This window comes from Kaistella antarctica, assembly GCF_900109615.1.
GTDB lineage: Bacteria > Bacteroidota > Bacteroidia > Flavobacteriales > Weeksellaceae > Kaistella > Kaistella antarctica.
This window is the reverse complement of record NZ_FOIX01000001.1, coordinates 715444-742082: the sequence shown is the minus strand read 5'-3', so window position 1 is coordinate 742082 and position 26639 is coordinate 715444. Positions and strand designations below refer to the sequence as shown.

Below are 26639 nucleotides of genomic sequence, written 5' to 3'. Positions count from 1 at the left end.
CTAATTTAAATATTAACCTCTTGCTTTTTCGATTACTTTTTCAGCGACACTTTGTGGAGCTGCTTCGTATTTTTCGAATTCCATAGAAGATGTTGCTCTACCTGAAGACAAGGTTCTCAATGAAGTTACATAACCGAACATTTCTGAAAGTGGAACGAATCCTTTGATTACTTTCGCGTTGTTTCTGTCGTCCATACCGTTTACTGTTCCTCTTCTTCTGTTAAGGTCACCAACGATATCTCCCATGTATTCTTCTGGAGTTACTACTTCCAATTTCATGATCGGTTCCATGATAACTGGTTTCGCTTTTTTACCTGCTTCTCTAAAGCCCATTTTTGCTGCAAGTTCAAAAGATAATGCATCTGAATCCACTGCGTGGAAAGATCCGTCTTTCAAAGTTACTTTAATTCCTTCTACTTCAAATCCTGCTAGAGGACCGTTTTTCATAGATTCTTTGAAACCTTTTTCTACAGATGGGATAAATTCTCTCGGAATGTTACCACCTTTAATTTCATTTACGAATACTAAACCAGCTTTACCGTCATCGGTTGGGCCTAATTCGAACTGAATATCTGCAAATTTACCACGACCACCTGATTGTTTTTTGTAAACTTCTCTGTGAGCCGCAACCATTGTAAGGTTTTCTTTATATTCTACTTGTGGTTCACCTTGGTTAACCTCAACTTTGAATTCTCTTCTCATACGATCGATCAAGATGTCAAGGTGAAGTTCACCCATTCCTGAAATAATCGTTTGACCAGAAGCTTCGTCAGTTTTCACTTGGAAAGTAGGATCTTCTTCGGACAATTTTGCCAAAGCGTTCCCCATTTTATCCTGATCTGCTTTTGTTTTAGGTTCTACTGCGATACCGATTACTGGATCTGGGAACACCATCGATTCTAGAACAATTGGATGTTTCTCATCACACAAAGTATCTCCAGTTTTAATATCTTTAAATCCAACAGCTGCACCAATATCTCCTGCTTCAATATATTCTACGGGATTTTGCTTGTTAGCGTGCATTTGGTAAATTCTAGAAATTCTTTCTTTGTTACCTGATCTTGTGTTTAACACATAAGAACCTGCATCAAGCCTTCCTGAATACGCTCTAAAGAAAGCTAATCTTCCTACGAAAGGATCGGTAGCAATTTTAAATGCTAAAGCTGAGAACGGTTCCGTAACTGAAGGTTGTCTTGAAACTTCCTCATCAGTTTTAGGATTGGTACCTACGATTGAATCTTTATCCATTGGTGAAGGCAAGTATTTACATACTGCATCCAACATAAACTGTACTCCTTTATTCTTAAATGAAGAACCACAAGTCATTGGGATAATCGACATATCGATGGTTGCTTTTCTCAAAGCTTCGTTGATTTCGTCTTCTGAAATTGAATCTGGATCTTCGAAGAATTTCTCCATCAAAGTGTCATCATAATCAGCAACTGCTTCAACTAATTTTTCTCTGTATTCGTGAACTTCAGCCAACATTTCTTCCGGAATTGGAATAACGTCGAAGGTTGCACCTTGAGTTTCGTCATGCCACATAATAGCACGGTTCTTAATCAAATCTACAACACCAGTGAAGGTTTCTTCAGCACCGATTGGTAAAACGATTGGCACTGCATTCGATCCTAGCATTTCCTTAACTTGTTTTACAACCATTAAGAAGTCAGCACCTTGTCGGTCCATTTTGTTTACAAATCCCATTCTCGCAACGTTGTAATTGTCAGCCAATCTCCAGTTGGTTTCAGATTGAGGCTCAACACCATCAACCGCCGAGAATAAAAACACTAAACCATCTAATACTCTTAAAGAACGATTTACCTCAACCGTAAAATCTACGTGTCCTGGAGTATCGATAATATTAAAATGGTATTCGTGTGCATCAGGAGTAGGTTCCCCATTAAATCTTGGGAAAATCCATTTACAGGTTGTCGCTGCTGAAGTAATTGTAATACCTCTTTCTGCTTCCTGCTCCATCCAGTCCATTTGAGATGAACCTTGATGAGTTTCTCCTAATTTGTGAGTTTTACCTGTATAAAATAAAATTCTTTCTGTAGTGGTAGTCTTACCCGCATCAATGTGCGCAGCAATACCGATATTTCTTGTATACTTAAGATCTCTTGCCATTTCAGATTAGAATTTAAAGTGTGAAAATGCTTTGTTTGCTTCAGCCATTCTATGAGTGTCTGTTTTCTTTTTATAAGCAGCACCTTCTTCTTTAGCAGCAGCGATAACTTCAGAGGCTAATTTCTGAGCCATTGATTTATCGTTTCTTGCTGTAGAATATTTTATTAACCATTTCATCGCCATAGAAATTTTTCTATCAGCTCTAATTGGCATTGGAATCTGGAAATTTGCACCACCGATTCTTCTTGAGCGTACTTCTACATGAGGCATAACGTTAGTTAAGGCATCTTTCCAGATTTCCAAAGCTTCTTTTTCGTTATCTCCTTTTTTGCTTTCTACGATATCTAATGCATCATAGAAAATTCTAAATGCGATGGATTTTTTACCATCAAACATTAAGTTGTTTACAAATCTTGTTACCAGTTGATCATTAAATTTTGGATCCGGTAACAACGGTCTCTTTTTCGCTTTTGTCTTTCTCATTGTTTCGTTTCTTACTAATTAATAATTACTTTTTCTTACCTTTTGCTGGTGCTGCCGCAGCTTGACCTGGTTTTGGTCTTTTAGCTCCGTATTTAGATCGTCTCTGGGTTCTCCCAGCTACACCTGCGGTATCCAAAGCTCCACGAACAATGTGATAACGTACTCCCGGTAGGTCTTTCACCCTTCCGCCTCTAACCAATACTATCGAGTGCTCTTGAAGATTATGTCCTTCGCCCGGGATATAGGCGTTAACTTCTTTACCATTAGAAAGTCGTACCCTTGCAACTTTTCTAAGTGCAGAGTTAGGTTTCTTTGGAGTTGTGGTGTATACTCTTGTACATACACCTCGTCTTTGTGGACAAGATTCAAGGGCGGCCGATTTGCTCTTCTTGGCAAGCGAGACTCTTCCTTTTCTTACTAATTGTTGAATAGTAGGCATTTATTGCTTTTTATTTTAGGTGGCAAAAGTAAGAAATTATTTTGTAACCCACAAACTCGAATGATTAATTGTAAAGTTTGTGATAATTAAGTCTAATTTAGTCAACCACTAGGATCATTTCAACACCAATTCAGAAGTGTAAAGAATGGAAGATTTATCTGGAACGGTGTCGTACTTCAACCATTTAATTTGAGGATTAACCGTTCCTGCGATGCTTTGTTTGATGAAACCTTTCTGCGAATTGGTATGCTGATAGCTAAAGGATTTTTCCAAAACTGGAAAATAATAGGTCGCAGTTATTTTTTGATTGTGCTCATTATCATACAAATATTTTTTTGACTTGAATTTGGGCATCTGCTCTACAATCTTTGCTTTGTTTTCCAAATAATTTGCTGGACTTTTTAAACTGTAGAAAGTTAAGAAGCCTAGAAAAAAGCAGCTTAATCTAAAAATAAGTCGGTCTGATTTTAAACCTTTGAAATAAATAAGTAGAAAAGAAAAAAACAGACATAAATTAGCCGCAGCAAGCATTCTCACATTCATTTCTTCGATTTGCTGAAAAATTCCTGAGATGAATAGAGCTACGGTGTAAATCCCGGCAATCACCCAAAGTAAATGATGAAATTCTCTGGTAAATAAATTTTTTCTCCGTTGGTATAATTTTATTAAATAACCCAGTAAAACGAGATCGACTATTAGGATAAGAACCTGAAAAGCCAGACTTGTAAAACTATTAGAGGATGGTTTCAAGCCGATAAAGGGATCGATAACATTTGCCATTCCCAAAAGATTCCGATAAATATAAACCGTTTGATACTGTGTAGGGGCGCCGCGAAGGTGTTCCCCAGTGTAACTTCCGAAAGTAAGAAAATTAAAGCAAAGATATGCCGCGATCCCGATTCCAGAAAATACTAGAAATCTAAAAAGATCAAAATTGGGCGCAAAAGCTTTTCTTTTAATAACCATTACCATCCAAAACAATCCAATTGCTAAATAAATATAGATTCCGGAATAACGGACTGTAAATAATAGAAACATAATTAGGGAAGCCCCTAAGAGAAAAGTTCCCGATTTTATTTTATCATGAAATCTTTCGTGTAAAAAATAGAATAGGAAATAAAGTAGAAAAAGGAAAGGACCTTCTGAAGAAACAATATTCAAAGCAAAGAAAATTGACTTCCCAGTGAATAATAAAACGGTCTCTCTAAAATAGAATTGCTTGAAATAAGAAAATAGCAGCATCGAAATAACCATTGAAATATTCAGCATTTTTGATGCCCAGAAATAATCCTGAAAAATAAAATGGCAAAATTTAATCAATGCAGGGAAACCTAAGGGAAAAAGATTTGTGACAAGATTCGGCAGATCCGAGGCAATCCCAAAATAAGACAGACTGTCTGCGCCGATTCCACCTGCGGCCAGAAAAAAAGATTGAAAGCAATATACAATCACAACGATGATTGCCAAATAAATATATTTCTTCATTTTAAAATTACAACATCCCATTACTCCGCAAATATGCCTATTTTGAACTTCTGTTGAAAGGTGAAATGCATCTTGATCAAAAAAGTTTTTTATGATTTTAATTAAAACAAATAAGGATGCCGACTCACCAGCATCCTTATTATAATCAAAAAATTTAAAAATTACTTTTTAATCATTAATTTCTCCGATATTTTTTCACCACTATTAATTTGAATGGTCAAAATGTAATTTCCGTTAGAGATTTTGTCGGTATTAATTTTACCTTCCGCAGATACATTTCCAGAAGTTAATAATCTTCCAGATGCATCATAAATCATGTATTTCGCACCTTCAGATTTATTCATTCTCACATTAACTTCATTTTTAGCAGGATTAGGATAAATAGATAAACTTTTCAGTTTACTATCAACCGTGGCCAAGTTTCCTTTTTTAATTTTAAAGTAAGAAAAATTGATCGCGAAATAAATATTATCAACCGCTTTCACCATAATTCTTGCCGAGGCTATATTTTCATTTGGAAGCATCACATCAGCTGATCCATTATTGGGTACTCTTGCTGCCAGAACTTCGAAACTCACGCCACCATTTCTCGTTAAAAGAACCTGAACATTTTGCGTATTTATAGGGGCAATGTCAGTTCCCGCTACATCCCAAGTTACGGTCATTGGCACAGCGCCATCATATTCAATATTGGTAGTTTGCGAAGTTACTTTGAAAGGTCCTGCTGCTACAACACTGATTAAGGTTTGATCTCTTGCCGCTTGATTTCCAGTTACTTTGTTGTCATTAACAAGGAGCGAGAAATTTAATAGTCGTGGTACACTTGGCGTTACTTCCCATTTCGGAACCAGATTATTGGCTAAAATAGAACTCATCATCGGAAAGTAGCGTGAAGGCGAAACAGTAGGAGTTAATGAACGGTAAACAGGCCCACCGATTGCAGTCGAAACTGGCGGCTGCACATTGGTTTGACGATCTAGCTGCTCCCACAAATACGTAATTGGATCATTGTCTGGATCGGTTCCTAAACCTGTTAAAACAAAAGCAGTTCCTCTCGGAATGATATAATCTAATCCTGCATCCGCCGTAGGAACTTGGTTATTATTACTGACTTTAACAGCACAATCACTTACTCTCGTTACGACCTTGTACATTTCATTAATACTGGCCGAGTGAAAATAAGCATCACTGTTTGACTGCACATTATTAATTCCACAAATTCCGGCATAAGCCATTATCGTCGAGCCGCTACCGGGTTCAAAAGCCGTCGTGTTATTAGCATTTCCAGAACATGACCCAGTTGCAGATCTGAACGTGTGATTCCCACCGAATTGATGACCCATTTCGTGAGCGACGTAATCAATATCAAAAGGATCATTAATGGGTGCACCAGAACCTGTAACACCTTCTGCTTTTCTTGAGGTACAAATCACTCCTAATCCTGCGACTCCACCACCGCCTGTAGAAAACACATGTCCGACATCAAAATTGGCTGCACCGATAACGGCATTAACGTTCGCAGTATTTTCATCCAGCATTTCAAAACCATCATCATTGGTGTAAGGATCTTTTACAGGATCGGTATAAATTAAAAGATTATTATTGGCAACCATCACCATGGTCACCGAAATTGATTTTTCATAAATTCCATTAACCCGAGTCATGGTTACGGCCATCGCTGCTAAAGCTTTCGCCACTGTTCCGCCGTGATAAGCAGTGTATTCTGCAGTTGCTGCAAGTGCCAAACGATACGTTCTAAATTGTCCATCGGTTACCAAGGGCGCTTTAGCCACAGGATCTTCAGTCATCTGGTCACCTAGACCTTGAACTGAACATTCAAATAAGCGGTCATTTACAGGTAAATCTTCTCTCTTGTAAAAAATGTATTTCGACTGGTCTGCGGTAAATTTGTCGAGATAACTAATTGTCCAACCGTCAAAATACATGGCGCTAATCCCATTATCTGGAGTTACGCTGAAACGGATTGAATTCTGTTTGTTATTCTTTTCCCAGCCGGCGTAAGAACGGATTTCGGGATATTTTGCCTGCAAAGCTGCTTCCATAACAGAAGCTTCCTGCACCACATATTCTTTAAATTTACCATCCGAAGTCGGGAAAATAACTGTTTTAGAGTTATCGTTTGAAAGTCGATTTGGAACTTGAGCTAAATCATTTTTTAATTGCGCTAGATTCACTTGATAAAGGGTAAATGCTTTTGGTTGAACCCAACGTTGCGCAAGATTTTGGGTTGGAGTAACAGGAGCTTTAGTCCAGTAATTTTGACCAAAACTCATCAATGCTAAAAAGAGCAGAAATGTAGTAAAGATTTTTGTTTTCATATTATTTGTTTTGAGTATTTATTATAACCTTGTTAATAGTAGATTTGGTGTAGATTTTCATTAAAACATTAGGAGATAAACGACTGGTCTTTCGAACCTCGGGATTTTGAAAAGGTTTCACAGTGATGTAAAGCGTTTTGTTTAAAACCTCAACGTCTTCAATTTCCACGTCATTTGAGTTTTTTAAAGTTGGCTTTATGATTACATATTTCTCGCCTGCAGTGACGGTTGGAATTGGTGCGCTTCTTTTGCTACCATAATTTTTATAAATAGCAGCATAAACCTTTTTCATCTTTTCTTGCGAATCGATGATCATAAAATTGGAGGGCGTAAGTGTAAAGTAATGATGATAGACATCTTCAAATTCCACTTTCAATTTTTTGGAAGGACTTTGGGAATCGCAGGAAATGAAGAAAAGGAAAACTAAAAAAGAAAAACATTTCATTCTAAATAATTGAGTAACAAAACTACAATATCTATCTGAAATCTTTTAGATAAATTTAAACTATTTGACATTTATCTGCATAAATGGCAAAAATTATTCTTGATGTTGTGAGTAGGTGCTTTCGGACTGAATCTAGAATTAATTCCATCAGAATACTGTTAACTGTTTTTGGCAATCATTCAAATCCTATTTCGATTGAGCTCTTAAAAATAAAAAAAACCGTCTCGTCAAAAATTTGACGAGACGGTTTTGCTTTTCTATGTTGAAAATTTTAGTGACCTAAAACTTCTTTTACTTTATTAGCAGCTTCTTCCAACGTAATCGCTGAATGAACTGGTAAACCAGAATTGTCAATCAATTGTTTTGCTTCAACAGCGTTGGTTCCTTGCAATCTTACGATCAATGGAACTGGGAGACTTCCCATCGCTTTGTAAGCGTCAACAACTCCTTGAGCAACACGGTCACAACGAACGATTCCACCAAAGATGTTAATCAAAATTGCTTTTACATTTGGATCTTTCAAGATAATTCCGAAAGCTTTCTGAACTCTTTCAGCATCAGCCGTACCACCAACGTCTAAGAAATTCGCAGGATTACCACCAGATAACATGATGATATCCATAGTCGCCATCGCAAGTCCAGCACCGTTCACCATACAAGCAACATCACCATCTAACTTCACGAAGTTCAAACCAGCTTCACCAGCTTCTACATCAATGGGATCTTCCTCTCTTGTATCTCTCAATTCAGCCAAATCTTTGTGACGGAATAATGCGTTGTCATCTAAAGAAACTTTCGCATCAACAGCGATAATTTTATTATCAGAAGTTTTCAAAACCGGGTTGATTTCAAAAAGACTTGCATCGATTCCAACGTAAGCGTTATATAAAGAAGTAATAAATTTCACGAAATCTTTAAACGCAGCACCTTCTAACCCTAGGTTAAAAGCGATTTTACGCGCTTGAAAAGATTGCAATCCAACGATAGGATCAACGACTTCATTATGAATTAAATGAGGAGTTACTTCCGCAACGTGCTCAATATCCATTCCACCTTCTGTAGAATAAACGATCATATTTTTACCTTGAGCTCTATCCAAAAGAATCGAAACATAAAACTCTTTGGTTTCAGTTTCACCCGGATAATAAACATCTTCAGCTACCAAAACGAAATTCACTTTTTTACCTTCTGCAGAAGTTTGTGGAGTAACCAACTGCATTCCGATGATGTTTCCAGCATTTTCTTTCAGTTTTTCCATGGTCGGAGAAAACTTAACGCCACCGCCTTTTCCACGGCCACCTGCGTGAACCTGTGCTTTTACGACCCAGCCTTCATTTCCGTTCATTTCAGTCAGTTTTTTTGCTGCTGCTTCTGCTTCTTCCACAGTGTTTGCAATAAAACCTCGTTGGATGTTAACTCCGTATTTTGCCAAAATTTCTTTGGACTGGTACTCGTGAAGATTCATAATATTTTTGTTAGATTTTTATAAATTTTTAAAGAACGACAAATTTAAGAAAATTTGAGAAGATAGAGAGCATATCCATTTTAAATTTTTGGGCGCACATTTCCGGCTTTCACGGCTCGCTTTTTTTTGCAAGTAATTGTCGCACTGAATTAAAAATTCGTTCAGCAAAAAAAGAGCTCAAACAAACCGTTCAATCCGGGGCGCGATTTGTTTCTAATTTGCAATTCAGTTTTAAAAAAAGACATTCCTCAAATTCCAGACATGTTAACGCAAACTCAATAAAATTTTTCTGCGCACAGATTACACTGATTCGCACAGATTTTTTGATCATTATTCTGATGCATTTTTAATTACATCCAATACTAAAAAAGCATTTATCTGTGCAAATCCGTGAAACGTAAGTTCGACGGAGTCAAATCTGTGAGACCATTTATTGCCTCATTATAAAAAAAGTTTGCCAATTTTAGGTTTGCAATATCATTCAAAAATGTCATAAATTGCCATGCTTGCTATCACCATCGATAATAATTTGAATTAATCTGCAGATTGAATATTACTATGAAATTTAAAAAACCAAATAAGAAATGGACTATCATCTGGTTCATTTCAGCCCTTATTTTCGTGCTCGCTGTTTTTCCAGTTCCGTCTCAAAAACCCATCAAATACATTGACAGAGAAACCGGACAGATTCAAATTGAAAATGTGTACGGCGAACAATGGCTGAACTGGCTGTACCATAATCCCGTGGGCGAAGCAACTTTATGGGTCATTGCAAAACGGAAAATAGTGACTTCTCTGTACGGTGATGCCATGGAAAAACCTTCCTCCGCCGATAAGATCATGCCGTTTGTAAAAGAATATAAGGTAGATCTCAGCATTGCTCAACAACAGCGTTTTAAAAGCTTTAATGATTTTTTTATACGCCAGCTTAAACCAGAAGCCCGACCAATCATAGCCGATTCCTTAGCAATAGCTTCTCCCGCGGATGGTAAAATCCTTGCTTATGAGAACATCAACCAATCCGATTTTTATATCAAAGGTTTTCGATTTAATGTGGACTCCTTTTTAAATGATAAAGAATTAAGTAAAAAATATGAAAACGGAGCGATGATCGTTTTCCGCCTCGCACCACCCGATTACCACCGGTATCATTTTCCAGTAAGTGGCGTCACCGGAAGTTCAAATATTAAAATTGAAGGAGATTACTACTCCGTAAACCCTTTGGCACTTCGCAAAAAGGCCGAAATCTTCTGGCTCAACAAACGGGAATACAGCATTATAAAAAGCCCAATATTTGGCGATGTTGCCATGGTAGAAGTTGGGGCAACAATGGTCGGAAGTATGATTCAAACATACAAGGGTACGACGGTAAAAAAAGGCCAAGAAAAAGGTTATTTCAAATTTGGCGGTTCGACTGTCGTGCTGTTGTTTGAAAAAGATCAAATTAAAATCGATGAAGACTTGCTGACCAATACTTCAAGAGGATTGGAAACGACCATAAAAATGGGTGAACAAATTGCGGTAAAAAAATAAATCCGTCCCACTTTTTAAATGAGACGGATTTAATAATTACAAATATTATTTATCCTAATACATAAAAGTCAAACCTGCTCCAAAACCAAACTCACTGTCGTAGTTGGTAGAAATAGAAACCCATTTTTGTAAAATATATTTTAAGCCAAAATCAAATTCCTTATCTGAATTAACGGCAAAACTACCGCGAATTCTTGGCGAAATAGGAATACCTTCTCTGCCTAATTCCAAACGAACTTTTCCGTTGTGATCAACATTGGCGTCTGCCGTAATTAAAAATGGAAGAATATATCTGATCCCTGCGATGGCTACGTTCTCATTCTCTGGCATTACATTTTGTCCGAACCAGGTTTTCGCCAGATCGTGCGTTTTATTGGTTCTAAAACCAACGTAAGGCATTGCCCACTGGTATTTTCCAAGGAAACGCCCCACTTTTACACTTCCTTCGTAATGATCGAATTGGTAGTTGCTGTGAAATTCATTCACGTTCATCCATCTCGCACCAACCATGGTCATGTTTTCAAAATGTAGTTTATTAGAAGCTACATCAAGCATGGCGGTCGTACTGATCATTCTGTTGGTACTCAAAAACTTACGATAAGATGCTTCTTTATCTGGAATCTGTGGATTAGGTGCTGAATTTTCATACGTGAAAACTTTGCCCATTCCACCCATCATGTGATAAAGAATGTGACAGTGGAAAAACCAGTCACCATCTTGATTGGCAGCAAACTCAATCGTGTTGGTTTCCATCGGTGCCATATCAACCACGTTTTTCAGCGGCGAATATTCCCCTTTAGAATTTATGAGTCGGAAATCATGTCCGTGAAGGTGCATCGGGTGACGCATCATCGAATTATTGTACATCGTAATTCGCACAACCTGACCTTTCTTAATTAAAATTTTATCGCTTTCAGCAACGGTTTTATTATCTAAAGTCCAAAGGTAATTCCGCATATTTCCTTCTAAAGTGAAATTTAATTCCTTTACATTATCATCTGGCAATATTGTTTTAAAGGGCGCTTTCAGCATATTGTAATTCAGCCGTTTGATCGTTTTCATATCAGACGCATCCATATTGTGCATGCTGTGATCCATGGTCATATCAGCTTTCGTGTCCATTTTCATCTCTGATTTCATGTCCATTTCGCTGTGATCCATTTTTTCATCACCGCTCATATTCATATCAGAAGACTTATCCGTCATGCCCATCATTTCATTCATATGCTTCATGGTCTCCATTCTTTGACTTTTAGGAATTTCCGGATACATTACTTCATTCATATCCATCATTTGATTTCCCATGGTCATGGTCATTGGCTTCATATCGCCACTCATTTCCATCATGCCGTTCATCATTTTCATGCCTTCAAAAAGCATTAATTTAGGCAAAGTCGGCGCAACTATTTTATCACCATCTCCTAACCATAACGAGGCATAGCCCTGACGATCTTCTGAAGTCGCTCTGAATTCAAAACTTTTATTGATCGGAATGGTCACTACAATATCGTAGGTTTCCGAAACGCCAATAATCAATCGGTCTACTTCAACAGGCTCTACTTCATTACCATCATTACCAATTACGGTGATTTTTCCGCCGCCATAATTTAACCAGAAATAAGACGATGAGCCTCCATTGGCAACTCGCAGATGGACTTTATCTCCGGCTTTTAAATTTTTGTAATCAGAAGAAACTGCGCCATTGATTAGAAAATTATTGTAGTAAACGTCGCTGACATCCATCGCTTCCATTCGTTTCCACTCATTTAAAAGCTTGGTTCCGAAATGCCCAACTTTCGCGGCTTCAGAATAACTTTGAACGGTTCCTTTTTTTACTGCCCAATAATCTCCTTGATCCATGTGAAGCTTCCGCATAATTTGTTTCGGATTCTCATCCGTCCATTCTCCCAGAAGAACCGGAATATCAGCATCGAATTTCTGGTCAGGCTGACCATCTCTTTTCTTGAAGACCAACATGCCGTTCATCCCAATTTGCTCCTGAGTGCCTTCATGAGAATGATACCAGTAAGTTCCATTTTGAGAAATCCTGAATTTATATAAATGGGTTTCGCCCGGCTTCACTTCTTTGGTTGTCAAATAAGGAACACCATCCATCTCATTGGGTAGCATCACACCATGCCAGTGAAGACCTGCGTTTTCCTTCAATTGATTATGCAGATAAATCTCTGCCGTGTCGCCTTCCGTAAAATATAAAGTGGGCGCCTGCAATTTTCCGTTGGTGGCGATTGCTCTAGCCGGCTTTCCGCTAAAGTTAACCAGGGTGTCTTTTACAAAAAGATCATAACGAACTGTTTTGCCGCCAAAGGAAATCTTTCCTGCGGCTTCGTCTTTTGAATTTGCCTTTGTCATTTTCTCTCCGTGCATGGATTGGTCCTGAGAAAATCCCTGAACTGAAACTACAAGAAAAAGCAGCGTATATATTTTAAATAAGTTGGATATTCTATTTCTCATTTTCTAATCTTTTAATCATGGCTTTCATTTCTTCAATTTCTTTTTTCTGAGCGGTGATAATACTTTCCGCTAATTTCTTTACTTCGGGATCTTTGATATCTGCTCTTCCACTTGTTAAGATTGCGATTGAATGATGAGGGATCATTGCGCGCATCCATAATACATCACCGATGATCGGACTTTGTGCACGAACTAAGAAAAGGGAGCCGAAAAATAAGATTAAACTACCAACAACAATGGCAATATTTTTCTTTTTATCCTGATACATTTTTATCATAAAGCCCAGCATTAATAAAGCCATACTGGCAATCATTAAGCAAGTCATATAAAAACGGGTCATGCTGAAATAAACATGATCGAGTTCGTAAGTGTTGAGATACATAACTACGTACATAACAATGAACGAGACGCCCATCATCAATAAAAATTTCGGATAGGGGTTTGAATGCGGTTTATTATGTTCTGAATGAGTATTCATAATTTTTATTTTTGGTGAATATTTTTGGAAAGTTTTTTAGCCCCGAAAACTTCCATTCCTTTTAATAATTGGAACGGAAAGTCATCAGAGAAAATAGAGTTATAAAAGTTGTATTATTTTAAAACCTTTTTAACACTTCCACATTTTAACATAGAAGCACCGTAGTAAGGATTTCTGATCTCTTTTTCAGCACTTAACCAACTGGCATCTGCCATTGGACAAAATTGCACAAATACAGAGTCATCAGCCAACTTAAATTTTTGAGCCAATGGAATCATGTTATCAGAAAGACCATTAAAGGATTCTCTCTGTTTCTCGATGCTTCTGCTTTCAGCAATTTGAGAGGCGTCTTTACGCAAAGCATCTAAGTTCCCTTCCGACAAAACTTTATAGTCTACCATTGAGGCAGATTTTACAAAGATGTTAGCCGCTTTTGAAGCATCATCACCATTATCAGCCGCCAAAGCAGTTTTAATACTTAAATAGTTTTGATACAATTTTGAAATGGAGGCATCAGTTTTTTGTGCTGATAAGTTTAGAATTGAAAATACAGAGAATAGGGTTGTGAAAATTAATTTTTTCATTGTAATAATTTTAGGTTGTTTAAAAATACGAAAAGTCCAGAGAAAATTAGGACACGAGAAATGGTCATTTTTCAAAAGAGAAATGAAGTACGATTCTAAATTCTAAAATTACAATAAGAAATAAATAAGGGAAGTTCCGCTTTATCAGGCGGCGCATTGATTTGAACTGAAAAATTAGTACGTTCTACAACGGGCGCTATAAAATTTGCAAAATATTCCTGCGGGAGAACTGCAACTATTGGCGCATCATTAATAAAAGTAATATCTGCTTTTTGGGCAACATCAGTTTTTAAGATCTTAATTTCAGTTTTACAGCAATCTTTCTTTTTGTCGGTGCGGCAAAGGTCACAAGACTTCTTCGAAGAGGCAGAAGAAACAAAAATTTGACCCAGACAATAATGCACGTTATAAACCATCCCGGACGAAAATCCGAAATAGAAAACAGTAAACATTATGGCTAGATATTTTTTCAACTTGAATTAATAATTCGTAAAGATACAAAATGAGAAAAGAAATGACCGGATAAACAATTGATAGCGTGTATTGACCTTATGTTAAATGAATATAATGGAATAAAAAAAAAGGATCGGTATGCTGTACCAATCCCTTCTTAGTTATAAATCTCTAAAGATTTATTTTACGTTGAATTTCCCTTTCATCACAGAGTAATGTCCTGGGAACGAACATAAAAAATCATAAGTTCCTTTTTCAGGAGCCATGAAAGTTACTGTGTCACTTTCTCCACCACCGATTAAGTTCGTATGCGCTATAATATTGCTTTGGTCAGTTGGCATATAACCTTCTTTTTGAAATTTCGCAGCTTCTTCACCGAATTTAGCCATATCGGTATCTTTTTTTAACAAAACGAAATTGTGTCCCATAGCATCTTTTGGCATTGTTCCAGTATGGTTTAGAGTAAGAACAACTGTTTGCCCTTCATAAACATCGATTTCTGAAAGATCGTATTGCATCTTATCATTAGAATTCAATGTAATTTTAATAGTGTCTTCCTTAACAACTTCAGGAGTAACAACTTCGGTTTCAACTGGAGTATCAGTCACAACGGTACTTTCTTCACTCTTGTTACAAGAAACTAAAAGGGTAGCACTGATTGTTAATAACGCGAAAACAGATTTGATTTTTGTATAATTCATCTTATATTATTTTTAACAAATGTACATATATAACGTGAATAGAACAAACATAGATTTAATTTTTGCTCATAGAAACATGACGCGTTACTCAAACAACAGACTTTTAATGCGTTGTTGTCACTACTTACAAATAAATTGAAATGTTCTATAATTGTTATTTAACTTATTATTTAGAGGCCAAAAGATGTTTAGAGCGAATTAAAATTTTCTATATCGACTTTATCTTTGCTAATATAAATAGGAATATTTTCAAATTTAGTGCTGTGAAAAATTAAACTAGCGTTTCTTACGTGAGACTCTTATTTACTTTTAGAATAAATTATTAATTTGTCTTTGCATTCTTCTCATAAAAAGTCGTCGCAATCCCAGCGAGAATAATCACACTTCCGATCATCTGAATGTTGGTAATCTTTTCATTAACAAAGATGGCCGCCAAGATGGTCGCGAATATGGCCTGACTTATTAAACTTAAAGAAACTCGGGTTGCCCGCATTTTCTGGGTGGAATAACTAATGAGCAACCAAGCAATCAATTGACAGACAATTCCCTGAATGAAAAGAGAAATCCAGCCTTTCGTTGAGAAGCCAAAAAACTGTTCTCCAAAAGCTACATTAATAAGGAAGAGAAAAATCGTACTGAAAATCATACTGTACGTGATAAAAGTAATGACTTCTAATTTTTCTAAAACCGATTTACTCACTAAGATATAAAGGGCATAAAGAACTCCCGATAAGATTCCCAGGAAAAAAGCATAGTCCAGTTGTAAGTTTAAAATAGTATCAATCCCAACGAAAACGGTCATGCCGATTAAAGCAATTAAAGTACCGAGCCAAAAACTTTTTCGTGGTCGAAAACTTAGAAAGAGTAAAGAAAAAACACCAACCCAGATTGGAGATAGATTAGTGAGTAAAGTCGCTTGAGTCGCTGAAGAATTTTGAATAGAAATATTCCAAACGGCAATATCAGACGCAAATAATATTCCGCAGGCTGCGATTGGCAAGAGAATTTTCAAATTCTCTGGTTTAAGTTTATTTGTATAAAGAGCAAAAGGCAAAATAATCGCCGTCGCAATGGCCATCCTATAAAAGGCAGAAATCAAGCCCGATGTCAAATTCATTCGGACAATGACTGGAAAAATGCTGATACAAAGGATTCCAACTAATAAAGCAAGTCGTGGTTTAGTCATCATCTGCAAGTCTTCATTTAATAAAAGTTATTCAGATCAATGTTAATGCGTGGCAGTTTTAGAAAAGAAATTCATCACCAAAACTCCCGAAACAATCAAGGTCATTCCAACGATTGCGGCGAAATCCAGTTTTTCTTTAAATATAAAAACAGAGATTAAGGCCGTTAACACAATTCCTAAACCACCCCAGATTGCGTACGCGAAACCGAGATTAATCGTTTTCAGCGATAAAGAGAAAAAATAAAAGCAAATCCCATAAGAAACAACGACAATAGCACTTGGGATGATCTTCGAAAAGCCATCAGAAACTTTGAGGAAACTAGATCCTACGACTTCAAATACAATTGCCAGAGCTAAAAATAAATATTTCATAATTAAAAAATGGAACTTGAAGAGTATGTTATTACAATGATTGAAGATCACAGCTAAATTTACTCATCCTTAGTGAATCTATTATCCTTACTACAAATTTAAAGTATTCCGAATATAATTAACTAAAGAGTGACAAACTATTAAATTTGCCACTCATTAAAACTTACTTTTTAATGAACTTTTTATGAATGATTTTTCCAGAAGAAAGCTTGACGGTTACCAGATAGACGCCTGAATTAAGATTTTGAATATTAAAATTGTTATCTAATGTTCGACCAGAAATATTAAATGATTTTATTAATCGTCCTTGAAAATCAAATACATCAACTGACCTCATCTGCTCTTTCGTCTCAATTTTAAAATAGTCTGAAACAGGATTTGGGTAAATTATTAAAGTATTGATTGCGGAAGATTCCGTCGTTTTCAATTGGGATAAATTGAAGCTATAAAGATCTGAGGAGTAATCAGTCAACTTACCCGTATTGCTTTGTGCGACCAAGCGATAATAATAAATTTGATTGAATTCAAGACTTGAAATTTCAGTCGAGATCGGGTTTGTTTCGTAATTCATCACCGTACTAGGATCAAAATTAACAATGTTATTTAATAAACTCGGAGAAGTTCCATAAATCACTCTCAGATTACTTGCCGTAAATCCTCTCGTGTTGATCAGTCCATTAATTTTCACTGAATTATTAGAAATTGCCTGCTCATTGTTTTTCGCTAAAACAATTGGAGAATAAGGATTATAGACTTCAACATTGCTAAACAATACAGAGTTATCATGATCACCTTTTAATCTAATATAGTAAGTCTTATTCTGATCCATAACTGGCACGGAAGAACTTTGAATATAACCGCCCTCGCCTTCTCCAAAAGAAGTTGGATCTGCGGTAATTGCGTTTTCAAAACTCTGTGAACCATACTGGAACATAAGGTCTGTCACCATTTCATCTGCCTGAACATATGCATTAAATGGCTCGAAATACTGCCGATAAGGATTTAAATATAAGGAAGGTCCTGCCAAAGTTGTAAAACTGTAAACATTACTCAGATTTTCTGCTTCATTATAAGTCAATTTTACTTTAAAGTAATAAGTCGTGTCTTTTAGTAAATTTTCTAAAAGGCTTACAATCGTTATGCTTTCATTTGGCGCTGCGGCGTTTGGCGAAAGTTCTATAGTATTAGCTAAATCATTTGGATCGATACCATAAATGATCTTTATATTTTGCACCCCTTTATCATCGTTGCTTGTTATTTTGGTATTTAAGACAACGCTCTTCGATTTCCTTTTAGTAAAAGTCAGCATTTGACTAAAGGCCGGAGTTGTCTTAAACTCAACCACATTACTGTACTTGGGAATGCCTGCAATCATCCCTTTGGCACGAACAAAATAAGTAGTGTTTGGTAACAATTGGTCAATTGTTACCGTAAAAGATGAATTTCTACCAGCTGTAATTGTAGTTGGGTTCGCATTTAAAGTAAGTGCATTTGCAAATGAATTTTGCATGCTGTACTCCAAAACCAGATTTGAAAGATCTCCATTATTGATGCTTCCGTAACCTGTGATTTTAGCTTTTTGCGCAGTTATTTCAGTTGCAGCTTTGAGGGAAAGATAAACATTTGCATGAGTTAAATTTGTGACGGCAAGTTTGCCGTGAGTGCCTCCGATATAAAGTTGCTTATCGATAACGAATCTGGAAATATCAGGGAACGGTTTTGAAATGGAGTTCCAGGTTGCACCTCCGTTGTCTGTGTAAGCATGATTTTCATTATACTGACCAGTCAGATAACCAATATTCGACGTTTGAAAATTAACATATTGATAAGTTCCGTACATTGTTATTTTCTCCCAAGTGAGTCCACCGTCTTTAGTCTTTAGAAATGCATTATTTCCGGCAATGAACCCTTCTTCTGCATTTATAAACTGGTAACTAGCCACATACTCCTCTCCAGAAATTAAATTCCAGGTTGTTCCACCATCAGTTGAACGGTGTAATTTCGAGTCGCTCATTCCAAAGGCCAGATTTTCAGTCACAAAATAAACATTGTAGTAAAAAGGGGAAGTGATCTTCACCCAGGTAATTCCTCCATCTGTTGTTTTGTAAATGTCTGAATCTGTACGATATCCTACATTTTCATTAAGAAATTGCAATTGTCGACCGCCGCCGTACGTATTAGGAATCATTGTCCAGGTTTGTCCTCCATCAACTGTTTTTGACAGATTCGAAGATCCTGCAGTACCAACCAAAGCATACCCAATACTTGCGGTCACCATTTGAAAATCTACGATGTAGGGATATTCATCTGGTATAATTGGTGAAGTTAATTTCTGCCAGATTAGTTTGTCAGCAGACTTATAAATATCGTGCTGGGCCTGAACATAAAATAAATCATCAATTTTCTTAATTTCTCTTACGGTATCGTAAGTGAATGCATTTCGAGTCCAGGTAGCACCGCCGTTATTCGTCTTCAAAATAACGCCGTCATTTGCAACCGCAGAGCCGATATTCTGAGTAAGAAAAGAAACACTTTTCAAATCTACTTCTGAATTTTTTTCAAAATTTTCTTGATATCTTATCCAGGTTGCACCATTGTCTATTGTTTTATAAATAAAACCCCTACCAACGGCAAAGCCAGTATTATCATTAACAAAGTACATTGAGTTGATGGCATAAAACCAATCACCAGGCACGTTCGTCCAGGTTTGTCCACCATCAATTGTTTTTTTAAACTCATTATGTCCAAAATTAATATAGCCCTCATTTTTATTTTTAAAATAAAGCATATTCAGATCAGCGGGCGTAAAATTATAGGTAAGTATTTCCGTCCAGCTTGTACCAGTGTCAAAGGTTTTAAACAATCTTCTATAAGAATAAAAATAGCCTTCCGTAGGAGTCGTGAAGACGACTTTGACTGCGTTGATATTTTCAATATTAATTGTTTTGGAGCTGAAGGCACTTCCATATGTCGAGATAAAAAGTTTCGTACCGGAAGAGATAATTATTTTATCTGCAAAAATACTGACGCTGTTTAAATTTTCTGTAGTCCCAATATTGATGCTTGTCCAGGTTACACCGGAATCAACACTTTTTAAAACGGATCCTTGATCTCCAACAATATATCCAACATTTGATGAAAAATTGATGGAATTTGCAGAAGTTATGGGTTGCTTTATCGTCCACGTTTCACCATTATCAATAGTATAAAGCAGTTGCTTTTCATTATTAATAATATAACCTACACCTCCACTATAGATAACGGATTTGTTATTAGCAGAACTCGGCTTTGGATTCAGAATATCCCAGGAATTTTGAGCGATAAAAAGTTGGGTGAATAGAAGGCAGAAAAAAAATAATCTTATTTTCATATCGTTTGAATTTACAATTAGTAAAGTCAGCAAATATAAAAAAATACCAATCACGATTATATTAAATGAATAAAACTTTTCGTAAATAATTTTCAATTACTTCCAAATAAATCCTATTTAATCATATTCCGATAAAACTAATTCCTTCTTATGCAGTTTTCAATAATAGACCAAAAATGACATCACTTTTCAATCTAAATGCTGAGAGTATTGCTCAATATTTTCTACCGACGTCTTTACAAATTTCTACATACTCTGCAGGCATTCTCGAAAAATAGTTATTCTCAAAATATTCATCGGAATGTGGAATATAGATGCTGTACTTTTTTCCCAAAGGAATAATTGGAATAAAAAATAAAGTAATATAATTTTTATACACTTTAACTTCAGCATTCAACATCAAACCATTTTTATTAATTTTTCTGGTTTCCTAACCTACTAACTTCCTGGTATTTCCTGCGATAAAAAACATTATACTTTATTCTTCACAAAGTAGAAAATCAACATTGACCAAGAAATGATCATTAATAGACCACCAAGTGGCGTTACGGGTCCAATAAACTTGGATGGAATTGACGCCACTTCGCTAAATGCCAATAAGTAAATGCTCACTGAAAAGATGAAAGTTCCAGCGATCATAAAAATAGAAATCCATTTTTCAGCGGGTGTTTCAAATTTTAAAATATAACCAACGATTAATAAAAATAGCGCAGAATACATCTGGTATTTGACGCCAGTTTCAAAACTTGCGAGTTTGTCTATAGAGATTACTTTCTTTAAAGCATGCGCTCCAAAGGCTCCTAAAATAACGGACACCAATCCGTAAACGGCTCCGACGACTAAAGTAAATGTTTTCATATTATATAGTACCTGTTTGATAAATGATGACTAGTTTTCCGATGATTGATAAAATTCCGATGGCGATAAACATCCACGAAAATTTCTTTGATTTCTCGAAACCGGGATCTTTGGTGACCTTCAGAAAAATCCCAAATATTAAAATTAAAAGTCCTAAGACGAGTTGAAACATATTATTTATTATAATGATAAAAATTGATTAATAACCTGAATTTAATTTCATAAGATTGTGATAGGAAGTGAAAACTGCCTTTTAATCGGCACTCCTTTATACAGCAAAGGTTTTTCTAGATGATCAATAGCGTAAAGAAACAGGGCGCTGACCAAGTTGAATTCTAATTTCTCCCCTTTGTATTTAATTCTCTTAAACTTTCCTTCAGCATCTACAATAAAGGTCAACTTGCATTTATAAGGTTCCGAACCTTCTGCGCCAAATAAATGTAATGGGAAATTAGTTCGCAAATACGTTCCTAATTCCTTCATTTGCTCCCCGTTTTCAAGATCTTCAAGTCCGATATTCAAGTCGGCTTGGTTGGGATCTGAAATCTTTGGTTTTCCATCATTTTTTCCATCGGAAAGATTTGCAGCATAAATTTCTTGGTAGTATCGGTATAGATTTTCCATTTTGTTTTTATAAAAAACTCCATACTTCTCTAGGTATAATTTCTCATCTTTTTTGTAATCGTATAGACTTACACTATCAGAGAACGCTTTATTGATTTTTCCAATCCCTTGTAAAATTTCTTTATTTTGGGTGAATTTAGTTTGACCCAAAAGTAATGAAACTTGGCTAAAAACCAGAAACGTTACGATCAGCCAAACCAATTTATTTTTGATCATTTCTCATTTTATGAAATTCACTAATCACTTCATGATGCGTCACCGTTTTGTCTTTGAAATAAGTAACGAAATGGTTCTTCTCTTCTTCAGTCGCGCCTAATTGATTCAAAATATTAAACAAGTGCATTTTCATATGCCCTTTCTGAATTCCAGTGGTTACTAAAGAACGCAACGCTCCAAAATTCTGAGCCAAACCCGAAACGGCCAAAATACTCATCAGTTCTTGCGCGGAAGGTTTACCCAGCAAAGCCAGCGAAAATTTCACCAATGGATGAAGATTCGTTAAACCGCCTACAACTCCGACAGAAATTGGAAGATCAATCCAAAATCTAAAAATTCCGTTATCGATTGTACAATGCGTTAAACTAGAATATTTACCGTCTTTCGCGGCGTAGGCATGAGCACAAGCCGCAGTCGCCCGGAAATCATTCCCAGTTGCGATTACGACCGCATCTACTCCATTCATAATTCCTTTGTTATGCGTAGTTGCGCGATAAGGCTCTATTTCTGCAATGGTTACGGCGCGTTTAAATTTAGTTGCAAATTCCTCATTAGAAATTCCGCTATCGTCTTTTAAATCTTCAATTTTACAGGAGACTTCAGCCCGAACAATACAATCTGGTGTAAAGTTGGACAGAATATTCATCACGATTTGCAATGAATCTTTTTCTTCCTGAGTGAAACTTTCTTCTTTTTCTACTTCCTCTTTCAATGTTTTTCCAAACTGTTCCAAACACGAGTTAATGAAGTTAGCACCCATCGAATCGACAGTATCAAAACTCGCTTTCAGTTGAAAGTAATTTTCAAGATCAGCCGTTTTATCAATCAGTCTAATGTTCAAAATTCCACCGCCACGATTACGCATGTTTTTGGTGATATCTTCAGTGGCTTCAAATAATTTTTTCTTTAATTTAAAGTTAAAGAAATGCAATATTTTATGAGGTTCAGCATCCATTACGAAATGCGTGTGACCTAATTTTTTGGTATTAATGATCGTAGTTTTAAAACCACCTTTATCGATCCAAAACTTGGCGGCTTTTGAGGCTGCAGCAACCACTGAACTTTCTTCAACCGCCATTGGCAAGGCTAATAATTTCCCATCGATGAGGAAGTTTGGCGCAATTCCGTACGGCATATAAAAGTTGGAAATCGTGTTTTCAGAAAACTCTTCGTGGAGTTTTTGCAAGGTTGGGTCGCCGTTCCAATATTGCTGAAGAACCTGTTCGTAACTGCGGTCTTCACTCAAATACTCTTTAATAAGCCAATCTATTTTTCTTTGCTTTGAGAGTTTAGAAAAACCTTCAACCGGTTGGTGATTCATAGAAATTAATTTTGAATTTCAAAGATAGGAAATTCGGTTGGATGTTTGGAGATAGATCTTGGGTGTTAGGTGCTGGATAATAGATACGGGTGATAGATTTTATTTATATTTAGTCCATGAAAAAAGCAATTCTATTTACATTATTGATCTTTCTTTTTAATTGTGAAAAAAGTTCAAATTCGGAAATTAAAAACGAAGCCAATAAAAGCTCTGCAGTTTTAGAAACACCGTCTTCTATAAAAATTAATGAAGATAAAAACACGGTTAAAGAAAGATTTCCAGCGCCGGAAGGATATTCGTGGGTTGAAGTAAGACCAAATTCTTTCGGACATTATCTAGAAAACTTTGCCTTAAAAAAATACAGTTCACCAATTCTGAAATATAATGGAACTGAAATTGAAACTCAGCATCTTCATGAGGCGATTTTTGTTATCGATACTGGAACAAAAGATTTACAGCAATGTGCCGATGCACTTATTCGATTAAGAGCCGAATATTTGTTTCAATTAAAGAAGTTTGATGAAATTAAATTCCATTTCACCAGCGGAGATTTAATGACTTGGAATGATTACAAAAAAGGGACTCGAGCATTTGTTAATGGAAATTCAGTAAAATTTAAAAAGACCGAAAACTTTGATGATTCTAAGGAAAACTTCAGAAAGTATTTGGATTTAATTTTCACGTATGCAGGAACTATTTCTTTAAATAAAGAAACAAAACCCGTCTTGAAAACAAATGATTTAAAAACTGGAGATCTTTTGATAACAGCCGGAAGTCCAGGACATATCGTTTTTATCGCAGGAGTTTCTGAGAATCAAAAAGGACAAAAATTATTTTTACTTGCTGAAGGTTTTACGCCGGCTCAATCAATTCATCTTTTGAAAAATCCATTCAATCCAAAAATTTCGCCTTGGTATGAATTAGATGTGAATTCTGCTGAAACGAAAACAGCGAGATATTTCTTCGAACCGAGTAATTTTAGGAGTTTTTAAATTATAAACTTTTGAAGAAAAAATATTACATTTGTATTAATAAATCAAGAAGTTATGAAAACCATCACCTTACATTTCAGTGAGTCTATTGCAGAAAAACTTAATGATTTTTTAAAAACTTTTTCTGAAAAAGATTTGAAAATTGAATTTGGAAATGACACCCAATTTCTTGCTGCAAAAAAAGAATTGCAAAAGGATTATGATCTTTACAAAAATAATAAAAATCCTTTAATAAGCGTGGATGACGCAGAAGAAGAGATGAATGCTTTATTTCAAAGTAATGAAAATTGAAATCACTCCTGAATTTCAAGCAAAATTAAAAAGACAGATTATCTACATCTCTCAGGATAAACCATTGGCTGCAAAAAACCTGAGTAAACTCATCTATTCCGAAATAAGAAAAAATGGAAATATGGCTTTTAAGCATAAGATTTCTAAGTTTTTTCGAAGCGACCAGATTAGAGAACTTATTGTAAAAGGGTCTTCTATCATTTACGAAATTGTACGCTCAGAAAATAAAATAGTAGTTTTCGGTTTTCACAAATGGGAAGAGGAATTAAGAGAGTGATATTTTCAGCCGATCAGATTTACTAAGACACTATTTCAATTTAAAATTCCAACCCACTATTGTTCGATAAAAAAACCGTGTCAAGGTTCAGAACCTTGACACGGTTAAATACGTGAGCTGCAATATTTCTATTTTAAGTTACGCTTCCAACTGCGTTCCTAGATATTCCCATTCCTGCAAAGCCAAATCTAAATCTGCTTTATTAGTATTGTACAATTCTAAAGTTTCTTCCGATGGATTTCCAGTCGTAAAGGATTTTTCCATTTCTTCGATTTTTAATTCGAGTTCAGAAATTTTCTCTTCTACTTTCTTAATTTTATTTTGAATATTTTTTTCTTCTTTACTAACGATAACCTGTTTTTTCTCAACGGGCTTTTCCACCACTTTCGCTGGAGTTGGTTCGTTTCGCAATTCTTGAAGTTTTGATTTTTCTGCGGAAACTTCTCGGATACTTTCTTTCTGACGGAATTCTAAGTAATCATTAACATCACCCAAAAACTCTTTCATTCTTCCATCACGGAATTCAAAAATTTTATCGCTCAACCCTTGTAAAAATTCACGGTCGTGAGAAATAACGATTAAGGTTCCTTCGAATTTCTGTAAAGCGAGTTTGATAATCTCCTTCGATTGAATATCCAAGTGATTCGTCGGCTCATCCATAATCAACGTGTTGAATGGACGAAGCAACAACTTACACAAAGCCAAACGGTTACGCTCACCTCCAGAAAGGATTTTGGTTTTTTTAGAAACATCATCACCTTGAAACAAGAAACTTCCTAATAAGTCACGAACTCTCGGACGCGTTTCTTCAGTCGCCGCATCTTCGGCTTCTTCTAAAACGGTTTTGTTTGGTGTAAGAACTTCTTCTTGATTTTGAGCAAAATATCCAATGTTGACATTATGACCCAAATTCCATTCACCTGAATAATCGGTAATTTCTCCGGAAAGAATTTTTGCGATGGTCGTTTTACCTTGACCATTTTGTCCTAATAAAGCGATACGCTGTCCACGTTCGATGAAGAAATCAACCTCATCAAAAACCTGTTTATTCCCGTAAGCTTTTCCTAGATTCTTCGCTTCAAAGACTACTTTTCCAGGAGTTACAGCAGGTTGGAAACGAATATTAAATTTGGATACATCATCAGTATCAACTTCAATTCTTTCCAGTTTATCCAATTTTTTAATCAAAGATTGCGCAAAAGAAGACTTGGTTGCAGAAGCACGGAAACGGTTGATGTTATCTTCCATCTGCTTAATCTCGACATCCTGATTTTTCTTGGCTTGAATCTGTTTCTCTTTTCGCTCTTTACTAAGTTCCAGATATTTGGTGTAGTTGGCTTTATAATCGTCAACCTTCTTATTATTAATGTCAAACGTTCGGTTACAAACTGAGGTCATGAATTGCTTATCGTGACTTACCAAAACGATTGCGCCAGGATAATCTTTCAAAAAGGCTTCGAGCCAAATGATCGATTCCATATCCAAGTGATTGGTTGGTTCATCGAGTAACATTAAGTCATTTTTCTGCAAAAGCAGTTTCGCCAATTCAATTCTCATTCTCCAACCTCCTGAAAACTCATCGGTGATTTTATGGAAATCATCCGCTTTAAAACCTAGTCCCAATAAGACTTTCTCAACATCACCTTCTAAATTATAAGCATCGTAATGCATTAAAAGATCATTCAGTTCCGTCATTCTATGAATTAAATTTTCATAGTAATCACTTTCATAATCAGTTCTGGTCACCATCTGAAGATTCACATCATCCAGTTCGTCCTTCATCTTATTGATCTGCTCAAAAGCCTGCAAAGTTTCATTCCAAACCGTACGACCTTTTACAAAATCCAGATCCTGTTTTAGAAATCCAATCGTCACTGCACCTTCCTGAACGATACTTCCTTCGAAGAAATTGATTTCTCCGGTAAGCATCTTTAATAAAGTTGATTTACCTGCTCCGTTCTTACCTACCAAACCGATCTTATCATCTTTTTTGATGGTAAAATTGACGTTTTGAAAGAGGTAATTTCCTGAATGATGAAGACCTAAACTTTGAACAGAAATCATATTTTTGAATACTAATTATTGAGTGAATTTTCGAGGTGCAAAAGTAGTGAAACTAATTGAA

The 26639-nt window shown here is 35.9% G+C and carries 25 protein-coding genes; 4 read left to right on the top strand and 21 right to left on the bottom strand.

The genetic code is table 11. The features are described 5' to 3' along the window. Positions 1-12 precede the first annotated feature (12 nt). The 7 genes from fusA to sucC form a co-directional block, all read right to left on the bottom strand. Positions 13-2130: an elongation factor G gene (gene fusA / locus BMX49_RS03495; protein WP_034718674.1), complete on the bottom strand. Its 2118-nt coding sequence runs from the start codon at positions 2128-2130 to the stop codon at positions 13-15. A gap of 6 nt (positions 2131-2136) precedes the next feature. Continuing rightward, entirely contained in the window at positions 2137-2613 is a 477-nt protein-coding gene (gene rpsG, locus BMX49_RS03490; RefSeq protein ID WP_034718672.1) for a 30S ribosomal protein S7, read from the bottom strand. Between the two features lie 25 nt (positions 2614-2638). Continuing rightward, on the bottom strand, positions 2639-3052 hold the full coding sequence (gene rpsL, locus BMX49_RS03485; RefSeq protein ID WP_034718671.1) for a 30S ribosomal protein S12: 414 nt from the start codon (positions 3050-3052) through the stop codon (positions 2639-2641). A gap of 114 nt (positions 3053-3166) precedes the next feature. Next, positions 3167-4537, bottom strand: coding sequence for a hypothetical protein (locus BMX49_RS03480; protein ID WP_034718669.1), 1371 nt, complete (start codon positions 4535-4537; stop codon positions 3167-3169). A gap of 161 nt (positions 4538-4698) precedes the next feature. Further along, complete coding sequence (locus tag BMX49_RS03475) at positions 4699-6876, bottom strand: reprolysin-like metallopeptidase (RefSeq protein WP_034718667.1); 2178 nt, start codon at positions 6874-6876, stop codon at positions 4699-4701. 1 nt (position 6877) lies between these two features. Beyond that, positions 6878-7321 (bottom strand): hypothetical protein, encoded by a 444-nt coding sequence (locus BMX49_RS03470; protein WP_034718666.1) that lies wholly within the window; start codon positions 7319-7321, stop codon positions 6878-6880. 271 nt (positions 7322-7592) lie between these two features. Next, positions 7593-8786 carry an ADP-forming succinate--CoA ligase subunit beta gene (gene sucC, locus BMX49_RS03465; RefSeq protein ID WP_034718664.1) on the bottom strand — a complete coding sequence of 398 codons (1194 nt, stop codon included), beginning with the start codon at positions 8784-8786 and terminating at the stop codon, positions 7593-7595. A gap of 558 nt (positions 8787-9344) precedes the next feature. On the opposite strand from sucC, the gene BMX49_RS03460 reads away from it, so the two are divergent. Beyond that, on the top strand, positions 9345-10319 hold the full coding sequence (locus BMX49_RS03460; RefSeq protein ID WP_081864352.1) for a phosphatidylserine decarboxylase: 975 nt from the start codon (positions 9345-9347) through the stop codon (positions 10317-10319). A 54-nt stretch (positions 10320-10373) separates the two neighbouring features. Here BMX49_RS03460 and BMX49_RS03455 read toward each other — a convergent pair whose 3' ends face one another. The 13 genes from BMX49_RS03455 to BMX49_RS03400 form a co-directional block, all read right to left on the bottom strand. Then, positions 10374-12791 carry a multicopper oxidase domain-containing protein gene (locus tag BMX49_RS03455; RefSeq protein ID WP_074726707.1) on the bottom strand — a complete coding sequence of 806 codons (2418 nt, stop codon included), beginning with the start codon at positions 12789-12791 and terminating at the stop codon, positions 10374-10376. Further along, complete coding sequence (locus tag BMX49_RS03450) at positions 12781-13269, bottom strand: DUF305 domain-containing protein (RefSeq protein WP_034718663.1); 489 nt, start codon at positions 13267-13269, stop codon at positions 12781-12783. Before BMX49_RS03450 ends, BMX49_RS03455 begins: the two co-directional genes overlap by 11 nt. Before the next feature lie 113 nt (positions 13270-13382). After that, the gene (locus BMX49_RS03445) at positions 13383-13853 is read right to left on the bottom strand and encodes a DUF3347 domain-containing protein (protein WP_034718661.1); all 471 of its coding nucleotides are present in this window, start codon (positions 13851-13853) and stop codon (positions 13383-13385) included. Between the two features lie 95 nt (positions 13854-13948). Beyond that, positions 13949-14326, bottom strand: a complete 378-nt coding sequence (locus tag BMX49_RS03440) for an HYC_CC_PP family protein (RefSeq protein WP_034718660.1) — start codon at positions 14324-14326, stop codon at positions 13949-13951. 159 nt (positions 14327-14485) lie between these two features. After that, the gene (gene azu, locus BMX49_RS03435) at positions 14486-15007 is read right to left on the bottom strand and encodes an azurin (protein WP_051803672.1); all 522 of its coding nucleotides are present in this window, start codon (positions 15005-15007) and stop codon (positions 14486-14488) included. 322 nt (positions 15008-15329) lie between these two features. After that, the gene (locus tag BMX49_RS03430; RefSeq protein WP_034718659.1) at positions 15330-16196 is read right to left on the bottom strand and encodes a DMT family transporter; all 867 of its coding nucleotides are present in this window, start codon (positions 16194-16196) and stop codon (positions 15330-15332) included. A gap of 39 nt (positions 16197-16235) precedes the next feature. Further along, positions 16236-16568 carry a DMT family transporter gene (locus BMX49_RS03425; RefSeq protein WP_260242685.1) on the bottom strand — a complete coding sequence of 111 codons (333 nt, stop codon included), beginning with the start codon at positions 16566-16568 and terminating at the stop codon, positions 16236-16238. A 160-nt stretch (positions 16569-16728) separates the two neighbouring features. Continuing rightward, complete coding sequence (locus BMX49_RS03420) at positions 16729-19935, bottom strand: YCF48-related protein (RefSeq protein ID WP_074726706.1); 3207 nt, start codon at positions 19933-19935, stop codon at positions 16729-16731. A gap of 214 nt (positions 19936-20149) precedes the next feature. Beyond that, positions 20150-20335, bottom strand: a complete 186-nt coding sequence (locus BMX49_RS03415) for a zinc ribbon domain-containing protein (protein WP_034718655.1) — start codon at positions 20333-20335, stop codon at positions 20150-20152. Between the two features lie 71 nt (positions 20336-20406). Beyond that, complete coding sequence (locus BMX49_RS03410; RefSeq protein WP_034718654.1) at positions 20407-20793, bottom strand: DUF423 domain-containing protein; 387 nt, start codon at positions 20791-20793, stop codon at positions 20407-20409. Position 20794: 1 nt separating this feature from the next. Beyond that, entirely contained in the window at positions 20795-20965 is a 171-nt protein-coding gene (locus BMX49_RS14665; protein WP_156030678.1) for a hypothetical protein, read from the bottom strand. A 47-nt stretch (positions 20966-21012) separates the two neighbouring features. Continuing rightward, complete coding sequence (locus BMX49_RS03405; RefSeq protein ID WP_034718652.1) at positions 21013-21633, bottom strand: hypothetical protein; 621 nt, start codon at positions 21631-21633, stop codon at positions 21013-21015. After that, a complete protein-coding gene (locus BMX49_RS03400) occupies positions 21620-22954 on the bottom strand; it encodes a hydroxymethylglutaryl-CoA reductase, degradative (protein WP_034718650.1) in 1335 nt (444 codons plus the stop codon). Before BMX49_RS03400 ends, BMX49_RS03405 begins: the two co-directional genes overlap by 14 nt. A 116-nt stretch (positions 22955-23070) precedes the next feature. Between BMX49_RS03400 and BMX49_RS03395 the strand changes: the two genes are divergently transcribed. Genes BMX49_RS03395 through BMX49_RS03385 form a run of 3 tightly spaced genes read left to right on the top strand, consistent with a single transcriptional unit; the run spans position 23071 to position 24514 of the window. Next, positions 23071-23946 (top strand): DUF4846 domain-containing protein, encoded by an 876-nt coding sequence (locus BMX49_RS03395; RefSeq protein ID WP_034718648.1) that lies wholly within the window; start codon positions 23071-23073, stop codon positions 23944-23946. A gap of 54 nt (positions 23947-24000) precedes the next feature. Continuing rightward, positions 24001-24237, top strand: coding sequence for a hypothetical protein (locus BMX49_RS03390; RefSeq protein WP_034718646.1), 237 nt, complete (start codon positions 24001-24003; stop codon positions 24235-24237). After that, the gene (locus BMX49_RS03385) at positions 24227-24514 is read left to right on the top strand and encodes a type II toxin-antitoxin system RelE/ParE family toxin (RefSeq protein WP_034718645.1); all 288 of its coding nucleotides are present in this window, start codon (positions 24227-24229) and stop codon (positions 24512-24514) included. The genes BMX49_RS03390 and BMX49_RS03385 overlap by 11 nt, the downstream gene beginning before the upstream one ends. 138 nt (positions 24515-24652) lie before the next feature. Here BMX49_RS03385 and BMX49_RS03380 read toward each other — a convergent pair whose 3' ends face one another. Next, the gene (locus BMX49_RS03380) at positions 24653-26578 is read right to left on the bottom strand and encodes an ABC-F family ATP-binding cassette domain-containing protein (protein WP_034718644.1); all 1926 of its coding nucleotides are present in this window, start codon (positions 26576-26578) and stop codon (positions 24653-24655) included. Positions 26579-26639 lie beyond the last annotated feature (61 nt).